The following is a 15,690-nucleotide window of genomic DNA, read 5'->3' on the forward strand; positions in this document are numbered from 1 at the left end:
TAAAGACGTACTGAGTGGATTTAATATTTGAACGCAATCGTTTAACTGGCTTTTCTAAATTTTAGTATACTTTTTTTGCGCATTAATAAAGTCATTTGGAGTATCAATATCTAAAATTATTTCTTCATTTTCCATTTCGACGAAATAATGTTCGCCCATGAGTAATGCCTGGCGCATATGGGTAACATTAGGTTGTTTGACCGCCTGCATTAGGCAGGATTTTGACACTAAAATCGGATGGCCAGGCGTACCATTATGGAGCGGGAGTATGGCTCCGCTGTTTCGTAACTTCCAGATTTTTAGGAAGATATCTCTGTTAATGGTTGGCATATCACCATGAGTGAGAAAACAATGTTCTGTTTGTACCGCTGGCGCTGCGGCTTTTACCGAAGTCAGTAACCCCTGCGCATAATCTGGATTGTAGATAATAGTAATGTTGCTATGGTTTGCGTAGCGATTATGCAGTTCATTGCCGCGATAACCAGTGACTAAAATAATTCGGCTACAAAACTGCAACGCATTTTTGATACTCGCGTCAAGAATTGTTCCCTGTTGCCAGGGTAACATCATTTTCCATTGCCCCATTCTTGATGATAATCCGGCCGCGGTAATTATACAGTCGATGGCTGACATAGTGGTTCCATTATTATATGGGCTAATAACGCCTGAAAATGTGTTACTCCCTGATTAATGCGTACTTACCCCAGAGAGGTCCATGAAGACTCGTGAAAAGTATAATTGACCCATCGGCGTTATTCATTGATTTAGGCGCGCAGAAACACCCCACTGTGATTTCTGTTGTTGGCGCCGGGGGGAAAACCAGTCTGCTTTTTTGGCTGGCGCAGTTATTTCAGTCCATCGGTAGGCGCGTGTTGATCACTACGACCACACATATGTTTATGCCAGATTCACACTGGCCCGTGGTTCTCTGCCGTGATCCCGCCATGCTTCCTCGCTCGTCTCTCAAATTCCCCATTTCATTTTGTTTTCACCGCTGGAAAGCGAACCAGGGAAAAGTGCAGGGATTTACGCCAGAAGCGATTGATGCACTGGCGCAACGGCCAGAATGTGACGTAATTCTCATTGAGGCAGATGGCTCGCGTGGAATGCCGTTAAAAGCGCCTGATGAGCACGAACCTTGCATACCCAAAAGCAGTTGCTGCGTGATTGCTGTGATGGGAGGACATATTTTGGGCGCGAAAGTGAGCACAGAAAATGTCCATCGCTGGTCGCAGTTTGCTGATATTACCGGGTTAACACCTGATGCAACCTTGCAACTGATCGATCTCGTTACGCTGGTTCGTCACCCTCAGGGCGCGTTTAAAAACGTACCACAAGGCTGTCGGCGAATCTGGTTCATTAACCGTTTTTCTCAATGTGAGAATGCGATTGCGCAAAGCGAGCTACTTCAGCCGCTGCAACAACATGACGTAGAGGCAATCTGGCTGGGCGATATACAAGAACATCCTGCAATCGCGCGCAGATTTGTGAATTAGCGGCCCGGATATTGCGGGTTACTGAAAGGATATCCATTGAGGTTGGTATGAATATTTTCACAGAGGCTGCAAAACTCGAAGAGCAAAATTGTCCGTTTGCGATGGCGCAAATTGTAGATAGCCGAGGCTCTACTCCCCGCCATTCTGCACAAATGTTAGTGCGCGCCGATGGTTCTATCGTCGGTACAATTGGTGGCGGAATGGTTGAGCGGAAGGTGATTGAAGAGTCGCTTCAGGCATTGCAGGAACGTAAGCCGCGATTATTCCATGGACGCATGGCGCGTAACGGCGCGGATGCCGTCGGGTCAGATTGCGGAGGCGCAATGTCAGTGTTTATCAGCGTACATGGTATGCGACCCCGGCTGGTGTTGATCGGCGCGGGGCATGTTAACCGGGCGATAGCCCAAAGCGCAGCATTGCTGGGTTTTGATATTGCTGTTGCCGATATTTATCGCGAAAGCCTGAATCCTGAACTTTTCCCGCCATCAACTGCGCTTGTTCATGCTGAGTCGTTTGGCGCGGCAGTGGAAGCACTGGAGATTCGCCCTGATAATTTTGTCCTGATTGCCACGAATAATCAGGATCGTGAAGCCCTCGATAAACTCATTGAACAGCCCATTGCATGGCTGGGTTTACTGGCTAGTCGCCGCAAGGTTCAGCTTTTCTTGCGTCAATTGCGTGAGAAAGGCGTGGCTGAAGAACATATTGCCCGTTTACATGCGCCCGTTGGTTACAACATAGGTGCGGAAACGCCGCAGGAGATCGCTATCAGCGTTCTGGCAGAAATATTACAGGTGAAAAATCACGCGGCGGGTGGGCTGATGATGAAACCTTCTCATCCTTCCGGACACCAGCTGGTGGTGATTCGCGGTGCGGGGGATATCGCCAGTGGTGTGGCGCTACGTCTGTATCATGCGGGTTTTAAAGTGATCATGCTGGAAGTGGAAAAACCGACGGTGATTCGTTGTACCGTGGCGTTTGCCCAGGCCGTGTTCGATGACGAAATGACGGTTGAAGGCGTCACCGCCCGACTGGCAACCAGCTCTGCAGAGGCGATGAAACTGACTGAGCGCGGATTTATTCCCGTGATGGTAGACCCCGACTGTTTACTGCTTGATGAGCTGAAACCACTTTGCGTGGTGGACGCTATTCTGGCGAAACAGAATTTAGGTACGCGTATGGATATGGCTCCGGTGACAATTGCGCTTGGGCCGGGCTTTACTGCTGGGAAGGATTGTCATGCGGTAATTGAAACAAATCGCGGGCACTGGCTCGGTCAGGTGATTTACTCTGGTTGTGCGCAGGAGAATACCGGTGTTCCTGGCAATATTATGGGGCATACCACCCGGCGAGTTATTCGCGCTCCGGCGGCAGGTATCATGCGGTCCAACGTGAAGTTAGGCGATCTGGTACAAGAGGGCGATGTTATTGCCTGGATTGGCGAGCATGAAATAAAAGCGCCGCTGACGGGAATGGTGCGTGGTTTACTTAATGACGGGCTGGCGGTGGTCGGTGGCTTTAAAATCGGTGATATCGATCCTCGTGGTGAAACGGCTGATTTCACCAGCGTTTCTGACAAAGCCCGAGCCATTGGTGGTGGCGTACTTGAGGCGTTAATGATGTTGATGCATCAGGGCGTTAAAGCGACGAAAGAAGTACTGGAAGTGGCTTAAATGAAAATGGCCGGATGGTATTACCCACCCGGCCTGAGACTGATGACAAACGCCAAATTGCCTGATGCGCTGCGCTTATCAGGCCTACAAGAGCTTTGCAATTAATTGAATATTAGATGTTTTGTAGACTGAGTAAGGCGTTCACGCCGCATCCGGCATCAATAACGCGCACTTTGTTAACAATCTTTGGCCGAATGGCATCGCCACCCGGCCAATAAATTACTGAGAAATCACCGTTCCGGTTTTGCCTTCAATCCCTTCTTTCGCTTTGCTCAACACGGTAATCAGTGCTTCGCGACCTGCGCGAGAGCGGGCAAATGATGCGGCGGCTTCCACTTTCGGCAGCATAGAACCTTTTGCAAAATGCCCTTCTTCGATAAAGCGTTCTGCATCGGCCAATGACAGGCGATCGAGCCACTGCTCATTCTCTTTACCGAAGTTAATCGCCACTTTTTCTACAGCAGTCAGAATGATCAGCATATCGGCATCGATCATTTCTGCTAAACGGGCGCTGGCCCAGTCTTTATCGATAACCGCACTGGCGCCGCGCAGATGGTTACCTTCTCGAATCACAGGAATACCGCCACCGCCAACGGTGATCACAACCTGTCCTGCATCTACCAGCGCTTTAACTGTCTCTTTTTCAACAATATCTACCGGCTTAGGCGAAGCAACGACACGACGATAGCCGCGACCCGCATCTTCTTTCAGGGTATAGCCCTGTTTTGTCAGTTGCTCTGCTTCCTGCTCGGTAAAGAACGAACCGATCGGTTTGGTTGGGTTGAGGAAGGCCGGATCGTTAGCGTCGACTTCGACCTGGGTAACCAGCGTTGCAACGGGTTTATTAATGCCACGAGAAAGCAGTTCTTCTCTTAAGGCGTTTTGCAGATCGTAACCAATATATCCCTGACTCAACGCAACACAGACAGACATTGGCAGCATCGGTGAATGCGCTTCAGTTTTTGCAGCGGCTTCGAATGCCTGGTTAATCATGCCTACCTGCGGTCCATTACCATGAGTGACGATAACTTCATGTCCCTGGGCAATTAAATCAACAATTGCCTGAGACGTAATTTTTACCGCTTTCATTTGTCCGGCCAGATCGTCGCCCAGCGCATTCCCGCCGAGGGCGAGAACAATTTTCTTACTCATTTTTCCTCACTCATCATTCTTGATTGTGTATAGATCCCTGGCAGTGGTTAGAGCACGGGAGGGACAAACGGTTTGCGTCGCAGGAAACGGCCTCGTCCGGCTTTGCCTGTAAAGGTGCCGTCACAGAAAATCGTTTCACCACGGGATAAGGTTCTGACAATTGCGCCCTGACAGGTAAAGCCCTCCCAGGGAGAGTAGTCGGCGTTGTCGTGGAGATGGCGGTGCTGAATTTGTTGGCTCTGGCGTGGGTCGATAATCACCACGTCACCATCTGAGCCGGGTGCTAATAATCCTTTTTGTGGCCACAGGCCAAACAGCTTTGCGGGCATCGCACTGGTTAATTCAACAAAACGCTCCGGTGTGATACGTCCCGTCATCACGCCACTGGAGAACAGCAACTGCATGCGATTTTCCACACCGGGCAAGCCATTTGGGCAGCGGCTGAAATCGCCTTTAGAAATTTGCTGGCGCTGGGCCATCGAGAAGGTGCAGTGATCGGTCGCCACCACGTCAATCGCACCATCGCTGATGCCACACCACAGCTTGTCCTGCTCGCGAACGTTGCGCAGCGGTGGGCTAAGAATGAACTTCATGCCATCTTCTGTATCGTAACTGCGTTCGTCCAGCAGGAGATATTGCGGGCAGGTTTCAACCCAGACTGGCTGGTGATTCGCGCGAGCAAGGCGCAGATAATCCAGACCTAAGCCGTTAGACAGGTGCACGATATAGAGCGGGGCGTTACCGGCGATTTGTGCCAGGTTAATCATTCTGGCGATGGCTTCGGCTTCGCATTCCAGAGGTCGACTCAAGGGGTGGTAGCGCGGCGCGGTTAACCCAGCGGCGATAAACTCCGCTCGCTTACTGGCGATTGCGGCGTCATTTTCTGGGTGTACAGTGGTCAGCGCGCCGGATTCATGCAGGCGGCGTAATGCCTGTAGGACTTCATCATCGTTGAGTTTGTATTGATAGGTTAAATAGAGTTTAAAACTGCTCAGCCCTTCTTCGACCATCATCGGAATTTCGTCGAGGATGGCGTGATTAATATGCTGGATAACACCGTGGAAGCTGTAGTCGATGACCGCTTTATGGGCGGCATAACCACGATAAACTTCCAGTTGATGGCGTAATCGGCAGCCATTCGGGCCAAATCCCATATGATCAATAATGGTTGTTGTACCGCCACACGCGGCTGCGCGGGTACCGGTAAAAAAATCATCACAACTGCGCGCGATGCCGACATCAATATTGAAATGTGTATGGACATCTACGCCGCCAGGGAAAACGTAACAGCCAGTGGCATCAATTTCTTCACAGGGGAGTTGCGGCGAAATATCTTTGCCTAACTGGCGGACAATACCGCTTTCAATCAGCAAGTCCTGTTTGGCTTGTCCATCTGCGTTAACGACAGTGCCGTTTTTGATCAATACGCGCATAGCAAACTCCAAAAAACCCTCCGGCGAACCGGAGGGAAATAGGTGAAGAGTAATTATTCTGTTGCCAGCCAGCTTAACGGGATTGCAGCGTACATAGCGGCACAGGTCACCAGGTGAGATTTCCAGGTTTTTTCGTTTGGCGCGTGTGCTTCAGGTTCTTTACCCGGTCCAAAGCCGATGACCGGAATGCCGTGACGGCCCATGATGGATACGCCGTTAGTTGAGAACGTCCACTTATCAACGACCGGTGCTTTGCCAAACAGACCTTCGTAGGCATTCACCAGCGTTTTAACGGTGAAATGATCTTCTTCCACTTTCCAGGTCGGGAAGTAGCATTCGGTTGGGTAAACCAGGCCAGTCCAGGACGGACGGTCGTAGTTGTACATAGAAACGACAGCATTGGCTTTCTGTACCGCAGGCAGGGCGCGGATTTCATCCAGCGCGCCTTCCCAGGTTTCGCCCCAGGTCAGGCGACGGTCGATGGAAACGGCACAGCTGTCTGCTACTGCGCAACGACTTGGTGAGGTGAAGAAAATTTCGGAAACAGTCAGAGTACCTTTGCCGAGGAATTCGTCATAGCCCAGACGTTGGGACAGTTCTTGTAACTCGCCAAGAATCGGACCCATTTTGAAAATGGCGTTATCACCGCGTTCTGGTGCTGAACCATGGCAGCTAACGCCCTGAACATCAATGCGAATTTCCATACGACCGCGCTGACCACGATATACCTGGCAGTCGGTTGGTTCGGTACTGACCACAAATTCCGGGCGAATGCCGGATTGTTCAATAATGTACTGCCAGCACAGACCGTCGCAGTCTTCTTCCTGTACCGTACCGGTAACGAGCAAGGTGTATTCATCTTCCAGACCGAGGTCTTTAATGATCTTACCAGCATAAACCATTGATGCCATGCCGCCTTCCTGGTCGGAAGTACCACGGCCACCGATCAGCTCGTCGGTTTCCATGCCTTCGTACGGGTCGAATTCCCAGTTTTTGATGTTACCAATGCCTACGGTGTCGATGTGAGCGTCCATCGCAACCAGACGCGGACCGTGGCCGATATAGCCGAGAACGTTACCCATCGGATCGATTTCAACTTTATCGAAGCCGACTTTTTCCATCTCTTCTTTAATACGATGTACTACACGTTTTTCGTCGCAGCTTTCACTGGGAATAGCAACCATATCGCGCAGGAAGCGAGTCATGTCTGCCTGGTAATCTTTTGCTTTTTCAAGAATCAGTTTGAATGGAATATTCTTAGCCATTATTTTTCTCCAGATTTTTTACTCCCCGTTTGGCGGGGAGTTGTTCCAATAGGGTGATTAAGGTGCTACAGAGTGTTTGCCTTCCCAGACAACTTCGCGGTAGTGCTTCACGTCGGTGTCGCCTTCGGTGCTGATAACCAGGACGACGGCATCTTTGTTCAGCGCCAGTTTTTCCATCAGGCTTTGACGTTGCGGGTGATAATGAACAGCCGCGAGAATGCCCAAACCGACAGCGCCAGATTCACCAGAAATGATGCGTGGATCGTTGCCGTACGGATTACCCAGCACGCGCATACCTAATGCGGCAACGCTGTCCTGACAGGAGATAAATTGGGTGGCACAGTTACGTAAGATTTCCCAGCCCAGAGGGTTAGGTTCGCCGCAAGCCAGGCCCGCCATAATCGTGGCCATATCGCCGCCAACGTTGACGATGTCTCCTTTGACGCCGGAGCGATAAATACAGTCAGCTTTGTCAGGTTCAACAATGATGCTGTGCAGATTTTGCGGGGTGTAAACATCCACCAGATAACCTAGTACGCCGCCGGCCATAGCGCCGACACCGGCTTGCAGCAGAACGTGAGTTGGTGTTACGCCCATTTCACGCATTTGCTCGACGGCTTCATCTGCCAGAGTGGCGTAGCCCTGCATGATCCAGGTTGGGATTTTGGTGTAACCTTCCCAGGCAGTATCTTGCACCACTTCCCAGCCGTGTTGCTGCGCGTGTTGCATGGTCAGGCGAACGGTATCGTCATAGTTCATATCCGTGACGATGCACTCGGCTCCGAGGTTCAGAATGGCGTCAACGCGTTCCTGAGCGGAACCTTTCGGCATGTAAATTACCGCGTTCTGACCGAGTTGCTGTGCTGCCCAGGCAACACCGCGCCCGTGGTTGCCGTCGGTCGTTGTAGCGAATGTCATTTTTTCGCCGATGGCATTTTTCAGATGCTCGAATGACAGCGTTTCGATATCAAGATGATATTTTTCGCACAATAATTGAGCGATGGCGTACGCACCGCCGAGCATTTTGAAGGCGTTCAGACCGAATCGTTTTGATTCGTCCTTAACGAGAATTTTCTTCACACCAAAAAGGTTTGCGAGATCGTCCAGCGCGCAAAGCGGTGTTGGGCGATAGCCAGCAATTTTCTGGTGGAACTGGCGCGCCAGTTTTGCCTGGCTTTGCGAAAAGAGCGGTGATGTTTCGCCGTTGAAAAATTTGTTATCGGCGATATCAATCTTCAATGAGAAAACGGACATATCCTATCCTTTTGGCCTCTGGAAATAGAGAGCCGACCTGTCGATCGGCCCGAGGGGGTTATTTCACGCGTTCTTGCGCTTCTTTAAGCAGTTGTTCGAGCAGTGCGCCTGGTTTGGAATATTTACGGGAAAGGATCATCGCTGCGATGATGTATGGCTTCCAGCTGGCTTCTTTGTAGGTCGCGATACGGTATTTTTCGAATACGCCTTCAGTGACTTCACCTTCTTTGCAGGATACGCCGCTGATATCGGCTGGCAGGCAGTGCATATACAGGGCTTCGCCATCACGGGTCAGCTCCATCATCTCTTCAGTACAATGCCAGTCTTTGTGCTGTGCGTTCTGTGCCAGACACTGTTTTTCCAGCGCTTTCAGTCCTTCGTGATCGTTAGCGCGCAGCAGTTCAGTACGCTCTTCCATCACTTTGTAAGGTGCCCAGGACTTCGGATAAACGATGTCAGCGTCTTTGAATGCTTCTTCCATGCTTGTTACCTGACGGAAGCTGCCGCCGGAGGCTTTAGCATTGTTTTTAGCGACTTCAACGACATCCGGGATCAGGTCGTAACCTTCTGGATGGGCAAGGGTGACATCCATACCGAAGCGGGTCATCAGACCGATGATGCCTTGTGGTACAGACAGCGGTTTGCCGTAGCTTGGGGAGTAGGCCCAGGTCATGGCGATTTTTTTACCTTTCAGGTTTTCCAGCGAACCAAAGTGTTCACGTAACCATGCCAGGTCAGCCATTGATTGAGTCGGATGGTCAATATCGCATTGCAGGTTAACTAAAGCCGGGCGCTGCGGCAGTACGCCTTGCTTATAGCCGTCGTCGAGGGCCGCGCCAACTTCACGCATATAGGCGTTACCCGCGCCCAGATACATATCGTCACGAATACCGATAGCGTCAGCGCAGAAGGAGATCATATTAGCGGTTTCACGGACAGTTTCGCCGTGCGCAATCTGTGATTTACCTTCATCGAGATCCTGCTGTGCAAGGCCGAGCAGGTTAAGTGCGGAAGCATAAGAGAAACGGGTACGGGTGGAGTTATCGCGGAATACGGAAATACCTAATCCACTATTAAAGACTTTGGTAGAGATGTTTTCGGCACGCAGTGCTTTTAATGCTGCGGCAACGTCCAGTACTTGTTTCAGTTCATCTGGCGTCTGTTCCCACGTTAACAAAAAATCTTTCTCGTGCAGGTGAGAGGTCAGCGAATTGATATCCTTAATCAGCTCATTAACAGTTTTCATCATAAAGTCCCGGTAGTGGAATGACAGGCAAAGTGGTTTATTTCACTGTGACTTGCCAAAGTGATTGGTGTTTTCACAGCTATACCAGGGACTAACAATAAACATGCCAGAATTATCTACGCGGTCGCGAAACGCTAATCAGACAGGGGATATGTGGGATTGATCACAAATTATCGCCATACTACGGAAGTTAAGAATATACGAAAACGTTTGGCTTTTTTAATGCTGTTATTTATTTGCTGCTAAGTATCAGAAATAAGATAAAGGGACAGGTGAAACCTCGTCAGTTTGATAAACTCACACCCGTAATTCTCATATTGATATAGAAATGTGATATCACTTCCATAATTTCATTAGAAAGTGATAAAAATCTTATGTTTTTAGCAAAGCGATTTTTGCCTGAGTTAATATCGTTATGATCTGTGAACCATCAACGTCTTCAATGATCGACTTTTAAGTGATTCTGGAAGGTAAAGCTATGGAGCTTGCTAATACGCAGTCAGTTTTGATGCAAATTCAACCAACAATTCAGCGTTTTGCCAGAATGCTAGCCAGCGTTTTGCAGCTTGAGGTTGAGATCGTTGATGAAAACTTGTGTCGCGTCGCTGGAACCGGCGCATATGGGAAATTTCTTGGTCGCCAGTTGAGTGGCAACTCACGCTTGCTCCGCTATGTCCTCGAAACGAAAACCGAAAAGGTCGTGACACATTCTCGCTTCGATCCCCTTTGCGAAGGCTGCGACAGTAAAGAAAGTTGTCGTGAGAAGGCATTCCTGGGGACGCCCGTTATTCTGCAGGATCGTTGTGTCGGAGTGATAAGTTTGATTGCTGTTACTCATGAGCAACAAGAACATATCAGTGATAATTTACGCGAATTTTCAGATTACGTTCGCCATATATCGACTATTTTTGTCTCGAAACTCCTGGAAGATCAGGGGCCGGGAGATAACATCAGTAAAATATTTGCTACCATGATCGATAATATGGATCAAGGTGTATTAGTTATTGATGAGGAAAATCGTGTTCAGTTCGTTAATCAGACTGCATTAAAAACACTTGGCGTTGTGCAAAATAATATGGTTGGGAAACTTATTCGTTTCAGGCCATTAACATTTGAGAGTAATTTTACTCATGGACATATGCAACATATTGTCTCGTGGGATGATAAAAGTGAATTGATAATTGGTCAGTTGCATAACATTCAGGGACGACAGCTATTTTTAATGGCGTTTCACCAATCCCATACCAGTTTTTCCGTGGCAAATGCATCTGATGAACCGCATATTGAACAATTGGTTGGCGAGTGCCGTGTTATGCGGCAATTAAAACGGCTGATTAGCCGCATCGCACCTAGCCCCTCCAGCGTCATGGTCGTTGGTGAAAGTGGGACCGGAAAAGAAGTGGTGGCCCGTGCTATTCATAAGTTGAGTGGGCGACGGAACAAACCCTTTATCGCTATCAACTGCGCGGCGATTCCGGAGCAGCTTCTGGAGAGCGAGCTGTTCGGTTATGTTAAAGGCGCATTCACAGGCGCTTCTGCCAACGGTAAAACAGGGCTGATTCAGGCAGCAAACACGGGAACGCTGTTTCTTGATGAAATTGGCGATATGCCTTTAATGCTTCAGGCAAAACTGCTGCGGGCGATTGAAGCGCGTGAGATCCTGCCTATTGGCGCCAGTAGCCCAATACAGGTCGACATCCGCATCATTTCTGCAACAAACCAGAATCTGGCCCAGTTCATAGCCGAAGGTAAATTCCGCGAAGATCTTTTCTACCGACTTAACGTTATTCCTATCACTCTGCCACCGCTACGTGAGCGTCAGGAAGATATTGAACTGCTGGTGCATTACTTTTTACATCTCCATACCCGTCGCCTGGGATCGGTTTACCCGGGTATTGCTCCCGATGTTGTTGAGTTACTGCGTAAGCATCGTTGGCCAGGAAACCTGCGAGAGTTAAGTAATTTGATGGAGTATCTGGTCAACGTCGTTCCTTCGGGCGAAGTCATCGACAGTACGCTACTACCACCAAATCTGGTTAATAACGGTACGACGGAGCAAAGTGAGATGCCAGAAGCCAGCGAGGCACATTTGGCTCTTGATGATGCTGGCGGCACAGCGCTGGAGGAGATGGAAAAGCAGATGATTCGCGAAGCGCTCTCACGGCATAACAGTAAGAAGCAAGTCGCTGATGAGTTGGGAATTGGCATCGCCACGCTTTATCGTAAAATTAAGAAATATGAATTGTTAAGCGCATAGTCATCAATAAATCCGGCCTGAATTCAGGCCGGATTGCGTATTACTTCGTTTCTTCGCAGTCCAGGACAGTATTCACAATCATTTGATATCCGGTACAACGACACAGATTCCCAGCCAAACCACGGCGAATTTCCGTAATGGTTAACGGTTTCTCTCGAGGTTTTGCCAGCATTGCCGTCGTGGCCATAATAAGCCCCGGCGTACAAAAACCACACTGTACAGCGCCAGATTTCGCATAAGCCTGTTGTACATGAGAAAGTTTGCCGCCTTTCGCTTCGCCTTCCAGCGTGCGGATCTGTTTTCCTTCTGCCCATGCGGCCAGGTATAAGCAGCTGTCTATCGCGGTTCCGTCAACCAACACCGTACAGGCACCGCATTCACCAACGCAGCATCCTTGTTTGACACTAAGCAGCCCTTGTTCGCGGAGCAGTTCCGAAAGCGGCATGCCTGGCGCGGCGTGAAGCTGAAAAGGCATATCGTTAATGATGCATTCAATAGTAATACTTTCGCTGTGATTCATTGCAATTTTCCCCCCGCCGCAGCGACGGCTTCGCTAATCACTTTTTTGGTCATCGTCTGAATGAGATGCAGACGGAACTCTTTACTTGCTCGCCATGAAGAACGTGGTGCGACATCCTGTAGGACAGATTCGCAGATGGCCTCCAGTGTTTGCTGGTTTAATGGCGCATTTTGTGCAGCCTGTTCAGCGTGCTGGCAGCGGATCGGCGTAGGCGCAGCAACGCCAAATGCCAGACGCAACTCGCTGAAGTAGCCGTTGTTCAATCGACAGTGAGCGGCACACCCGATTGTTGAAATATCCATCGCATCGCGCATGGCATATTTATAATGTGCGCTACCTGCGTGTTCTTTTGGCTGCGGAGGAAAATGAAACGCGACCAGAATTTCATCATGCTCAAGGGAAACCTTGCCTGGTCCGGTATGAAAACCATTAATCGAGACGAAACGGACCCCACGCGGTGAATGGATTTCCAGCTTCGCGTCATAAATCAGTGTTGGTGTTGCTGAATCTGCGCTGGTGGCGCCGTTGCAAATATTTCCGCCGTAGGTCGCGACGTTACGGATTTGCGGGCCGGCAATAGACGAAGCCGCAGCGCATAATGCCGGGAGATGATGTTGCGTTAACTGATTTTCTATTAACTGAGTAAAGGTCGTCGCAGAGCCGATGCGTAGTGCACCATCTTCCGCCAGCGTAATTCCCCGAAGCTCCGCCAGATTGTGGATATCAACAATATGGCGATAGCGATCATTGTGATGGTGGAGTTGAATCAGTACGTCAGTGCCACCGGCGAGCAGTTTGGCCTGCGGATTTTGAGCCAGCAGGTTGGTTGCATCGGCAACGGTCGTTGCGCGATGGTAAGAAGCAAAATCAAACATGATGTTATCCTCAAATCAATCCTGCCAGATGGAACTCTTCATATAACCGTTTTGGTGTCAGCGGCAGCGTATTGATTGCGACACCGGTAGCCATCTTCACCGCATTACGAATTGCAGCGGCAACAGGAATAATTGGCGGCTCACCCAGTGACTTATGTCCGTATGCAGATTGTGGTTCATTAATTTCGACAAACGCACTTTCCAGTTGTGGCAGATCTGGCATGGTCGGCATTTTGTAATCCAGTAAATTTGGGTTACGCACCACGCCACTTTTCGCGTCGATGATCATCTCTTCAAAAAGCGCCCAGCCGATGCCCATCCCCATCCCGCCGTGAACCTGACCTTCAGCCAGCAGCGGATTAAGAATATGGCCCGAATCATGAACGTTGAGGATGCGGTTGATGGTGACCTTACACAGCGCGATATCGACTGTCAGATCAACAAAGGTACAGCCAAACGCTGGTGGGTTCGTGGTGGTTTTGATCGAGCTTTCGGCAGAAAGTTGCCCGCCACGTTCAGGATGATAAAACGCATCCATTGCCAGATCTTTTAACGACAGTAACGCCTCTTCCGGTCTTTCAACCAGTACGATATGGCCTTTTATCAGGGTTAGATTCATCGCCGACAGATGCAGCATTACTGCGGCGTGAGCGATGATTTTCTCTTTTAATAACAGTGCCGCACTGCGCAGCGCAGGCGCGGCAACATAGCTCTGACGTGAGGCAAATGCGCCGGGATCGAATGGCGTAATATCGGTATCTTGCGTCGAAATTACGTGTACATCACTGACCGGAACGCCCACGGTTTCAGCTACCATTTGCGAGAACACCGTGTCGGCACCCTGACCGATTTCCGTCGCGCCGCTTTGCACGTTGATGGTTCCATCCTGATTCATCAACAGGCGTGCGCCCGCGATTTCTACGCCGACAGGCCAGGTGTTAGAGGTGTAACTAAAACAGGCAACGCCAACGCCGCGGCGCAGATTGCCTTGTTGCTTCTGGCACTCCGCACTGCGCTTTTCCCATTCAAAGATTTCCCGTCCTTTTTCCAGGCACTCTGGTAATCCGGCACTGTAAATGCGTTTGCCTGTGAGTGGATTTGCATCGCCTTCACGAGCGGCGTTGCGTAAACGAATTTCGATAGGGTCGATACCCAGCGCTTCGGCAGCGTCATCCAGCATGGATTCAACAGCAAAAACTACCTGCGGTGCGCCATAACCACGCATCGCACCCGCTGAGGGCAGATTGGTATAGCAAGTCTTTGAGCTATAAGAATAGGCACAGCGCGGGTAGAGATAAGCAACTTTATTGCCGCCTGCAGAAGCGATGGAATGACCGTGTGAAGCGTAAGCGCCGGTGTTAGACAGAACATCCAGGCTATAGCCTTTTAGCGTACCATCGCGGTTGACGCCCATTTGTCCGTCAATGGTAAAAGCGTGGCGAGTGCGGGTCGCCAGAAAACATTCTTCGCGGCTTAGGGAAACTTTCACCGGAATGCCGCCGAGTTTACTGGTCAGAAATGCCGCCATCGGCTCTTCCAGTACATCTTGTTTATTACCAAAACCACCGCCGACAAAGGGCTTGATAACCCGCACGCACGACCAGGGAATATCCAGCGCCTGACCGACAACGCGGCGGACAATATGCGGGATTTGGGTGCTGGAAACGATGGTAATTCGTGAATCGTCTTCCATCCACGCCAATGAGGTCACGCTTTCCATATGACAATGTTGAATGACCGGCGTCTGATAATGCCCCTGCACCTGATAATCGGCGGCGTCGATTGCTTGCTGGACATTCCCTGTCGACATCGTGCTTTGTTTCAGTAAATTGCCGCCGCTATGGATTGGCGCAGCGTCTTCTGCCAGTGCCGCTTCTGGCGTGGTAATGACGGGTAATTCCTGCCATTCGATGTGAACAAGTTGCGCTGCTTTTTCCGCTGTGAGTTCATCACGGGCAACGACAATAGCAACCGCATCTCCATGATGGCGGACGTGGCGTGTTAACAGAGTGCGATCGGCAGTATCGCGTTTATTCTCATCCAGAGTCCAGGCATGGCCCGCCGTGGCAAAGGAAATATCAGGGACATCTTCCCAGGTAAATACGGCCAGTACGCCTGGTAAACTTCTGGCTTGTTCATCGTTAATGCTCACCGCATAACCATGTGCTATTGGGCTACGTACATATTTCGCGTAACACATGCCCGCCATAACATAATCGTCAGTATATCGTGCCCGCCCGGTGACCTTCGCAATGGCATCGACGCGCATGCATGATTCACCTGTAGCGGTTGCTTCCCGCGCTTCCATAGAAATCCCCTTGATTTGAACATTTGGTTCTTATGGCAATGATTAAGTCTTTGCAGGCAAGAATTACGCCAGAAACGACTATAAACACGAGGGGAGGGGGGAAGTGTGATGTCGTTAAAAAAACGCTACGGATGATGCATTTTTATCAGCAAAGAAAGTGAGTGCAGTTTATCAATATGAGCGTGATAAAAATCATTGTGATAAATGAGTA

General features: G+C 49.9%; 12 protein-coding genes. 3 read left to right on the forward strand and 9 right to left on the reverse strand.

Annotated features, from left to right (window positions below):
• Positions 1–54: 54 nt before the first annotated feature.
• Positions 55–633: a molybdenum cofactor cytidylyltransferase gene (gene mocA, locus FEK47_RS00395; RefSeq protein WP_135487333.1), complete on the reverse strand. Its 579-nt coding sequence runs from the start codon at positions 631–633 to the stop codon at positions 55–57.
• 92 nt (positions 634–725) lie between these two features.
• Here mocA and yqeC point away from each other — a divergent pair, with 92 nt between their 5' ends.
• Positions 726–1,496, forward strand: a complete 771-nt coding sequence (gene yqeC, locus FEK47_RS00400; RefSeq protein WP_135487334.1) for a selenium cofactor biosynthesis protein YqeC — start codon at positions 726–728, stop codon at positions 1,494–1,496.
• Between the two features lie 47 nt (positions 1,497–1,543).
• Positions 1,544–3,169, forward strand: coding sequence for a selenium-dependent molybdenum cofactor biosynthesis protein YqeB (gene yqeB, locus FEK47_RS00405; RefSeq protein WP_135487335.1), 1,626 nt, complete (start codon positions 1,544–1,546; stop codon positions 3,167–3,169).
• A 219-nt stretch (positions 3,170–3,388) separates the two neighbouring features.
• Here the strand turns inward: yqeB and arcC are convergent, their stop codons facing one another.
• The 5 genes from arcC to ygeW are packed head-to-tail and all read right to left on the reverse strand — an operon-like array spanning position 3,389 to position 9,519.
• Positions 3,389–4,321 (reverse strand): carbamate kinase, encoded by a 933-nt coding sequence (arcC, locus tag FEK47_RS00410; protein ID WP_130207792.1) that lies wholly within the window; start codon positions 4,319–4,321, stop codon positions 3,389–3,391.
• A 47-nt stretch (positions 4,322–4,368) separates the two neighbouring features.
• Positions 4,369–5,754, reverse strand: coding sequence for a D-phenylhydantoinase (gene hyuA, locus FEK47_RS00415; RefSeq protein ID WP_135487336.1), 1,386 nt, complete (start codon positions 5,752–5,754; stop codon positions 4,369–4,371).
• A gap of 53 nt (positions 5,755–5,807) precedes the next feature.
• Complete coding sequence (locus FEK47_RS00420; RefSeq protein WP_064529812.1) at positions 5,808–7,019, reverse strand: YgeY family selenium metabolism-linked hydrolase; 1,212 nt, start codon at positions 7,017–7,019, stop codon at positions 5,808–5,810.
• Between the two features lie 57 nt (positions 7,020–7,076).
• The gene (gene dpaL / locus FEK47_RS00425) at positions 7,077–8,273 is read right to left on the reverse strand and encodes a diaminopropionate ammonia-lyase (protein WP_135405592.1); all 1,197 of its coding nucleotides are present in this window, start codon (positions 8,271–8,273) and stop codon (positions 7,077–7,079) included.
• 58 nt (positions 8,274–8,331) lie between these two features.
• A complete protein-coding gene (gene ygeW, locus FEK47_RS00430; RefSeq protein WP_001360948.1) occupies positions 8,332–9,519 on the reverse strand; it encodes a knotted carbamoyltransferase YgeW in 1,188 nt (395 codons plus the stop codon).
• Positions 9,520–9,997: 478 nt separating this feature from the next.
• Between ygeW and FEK47_RS00435 the strand changes: the two genes are divergently transcribed.
• A complete protein-coding gene (locus FEK47_RS00435) occupies positions 9,998–11,776 on the forward strand; it encodes a sigma-54-dependent Fis family transcriptional regulator (protein WP_135385564.1) in 1,779 nt (592 codons plus the stop codon).
• A 40-nt stretch (positions 11,777–11,816) separates the two neighbouring features.
• On the opposite strand, the gene xdhC is transcribed toward FEK47_RS00435, so the two are convergent.
• The 3 genes from xdhC to xdhA are packed head-to-tail and all read right to left on the reverse strand — an operon-like array spanning position 11,817 to position 15,479.
• Positions 11,817–12,296 carry a xanthine dehydrogenase iron sulfur-binding subunit XdhC gene (gene xdhC, locus FEK47_RS00440; RefSeq protein ID WP_130207784.1) on the reverse strand — a complete coding sequence of 160 codons (480 nt, stop codon included), beginning with the start codon at positions 12,294–12,296 and terminating at the stop codon, positions 11,817–11,819.
• Positions 12,293–13,171: a xanthine dehydrogenase FAD-binding subunit XdhB gene (gene xdhB, locus FEK47_RS00445; RefSeq protein WP_130207782.1), complete on the reverse strand. Its 879-nt coding sequence runs from the start codon at positions 13,169–13,171 to the stop codon at positions 12,293–12,295. The genes xdhC and xdhB overlap by 4 nt, the downstream gene beginning before the upstream one ends.
• 10 nt (positions 13,172–13,181) lie before the next feature.
• Positions 13,182–15,479 carry a xanthine dehydrogenase molybdenum-binding subunit XdhA gene (xdhA, locus tag FEK47_RS00450; RefSeq protein ID WP_138183062.1) on the reverse strand — a complete coding sequence of 766 codons (2,298 nt, stop codon included), beginning with the start codon at positions 15,477–15,479 and terminating at the stop codon, positions 13,182–13,184.
• Between the last annotated feature and the right edge of the window lie 211 nt (positions 15,480–15,690).

This window comes from Escherichia sp. E3659 (assembly GCF_005781135.1).
In the GTDB taxonomy this organism is placed as follows: domain Bacteria; phylum Pseudomonadota; class Gammaproteobacteria; order Enterobacterales; family Enterobacteriaceae; genus Escherichia.

Bases quoted from the DNA above. Each gene is read 5' to 3' on its own strand.
- yqeB (WP_135487335.1), top strand. From the start codon at position 1,544: ATGAATATTTTCACAGAGGCTGCAAAACTCGAAGAGCAAAATTGTCCG.
- ygeW (WP_001360948.1), bottom strand. From the start codon at position 9,519: ATGAAAACTGTTAATGAGCTGATTAAGGATATCAATTCGCTGACCTCT.
- xdhC (WP_130207784.1), bottom strand. From the start codon at position 12,296: ATGAATCACAGCGAAAGTATTACTATTGAATGCATCATTAACGATATG.
- dpaL (WP_135405592.1), bottom strand. From the start codon at position 8,273: ATGTCCGTTTTCTCATTGAAGATTGATATCGCCGATAACAAATTTTTC.
- xdhB (WP_130207782.1), bottom strand. From the start codon at position 13,171: ATGTTTGATTTTGCTTCTTACCATCGCGCAACGACCGTTGCCGATGCA.
- FEK47_RS00435 (WP_135385564.1), top strand. From the start codon at position 9,998: ATGGAGCTTGCTAATACGCAGTCAGTTTTGATGCAAATTCAACCAACA.
- xdhA (WP_138183062.1), bottom strand. From the start codon at position 15,479: ATGGAAGCGCGGGAAGCAACCGCTACAGGTGAATCATGCATGCGCGTC.
- FEK47_RS00420 (WP_064529812.1), bottom strand. From the start codon at position 7,019: ATGGCTAAGAATATTCCATTCAAACTGATTCTTGAAAAAGCAAAAGAT.
- mocA (WP_135487333.1), bottom strand. From the start codon at position 633: ATGTCAGCCATCGACTGTATAATTACCGCGGCCGGATTATCATCAAGA.
- arcC (WP_130207792.1), bottom strand. From the start codon at position 4,321: ATGAGTAAGAAAATTGTTCTCGCCCTCGGCGGGAATGCGCTGGGCGAC.
- hyuA (WP_135487336.1), bottom strand. From the start codon at position 5,754: ATGCGCGTATTGATCAAAAACGGCACTGTCGTTAACGCAGATGGACAA.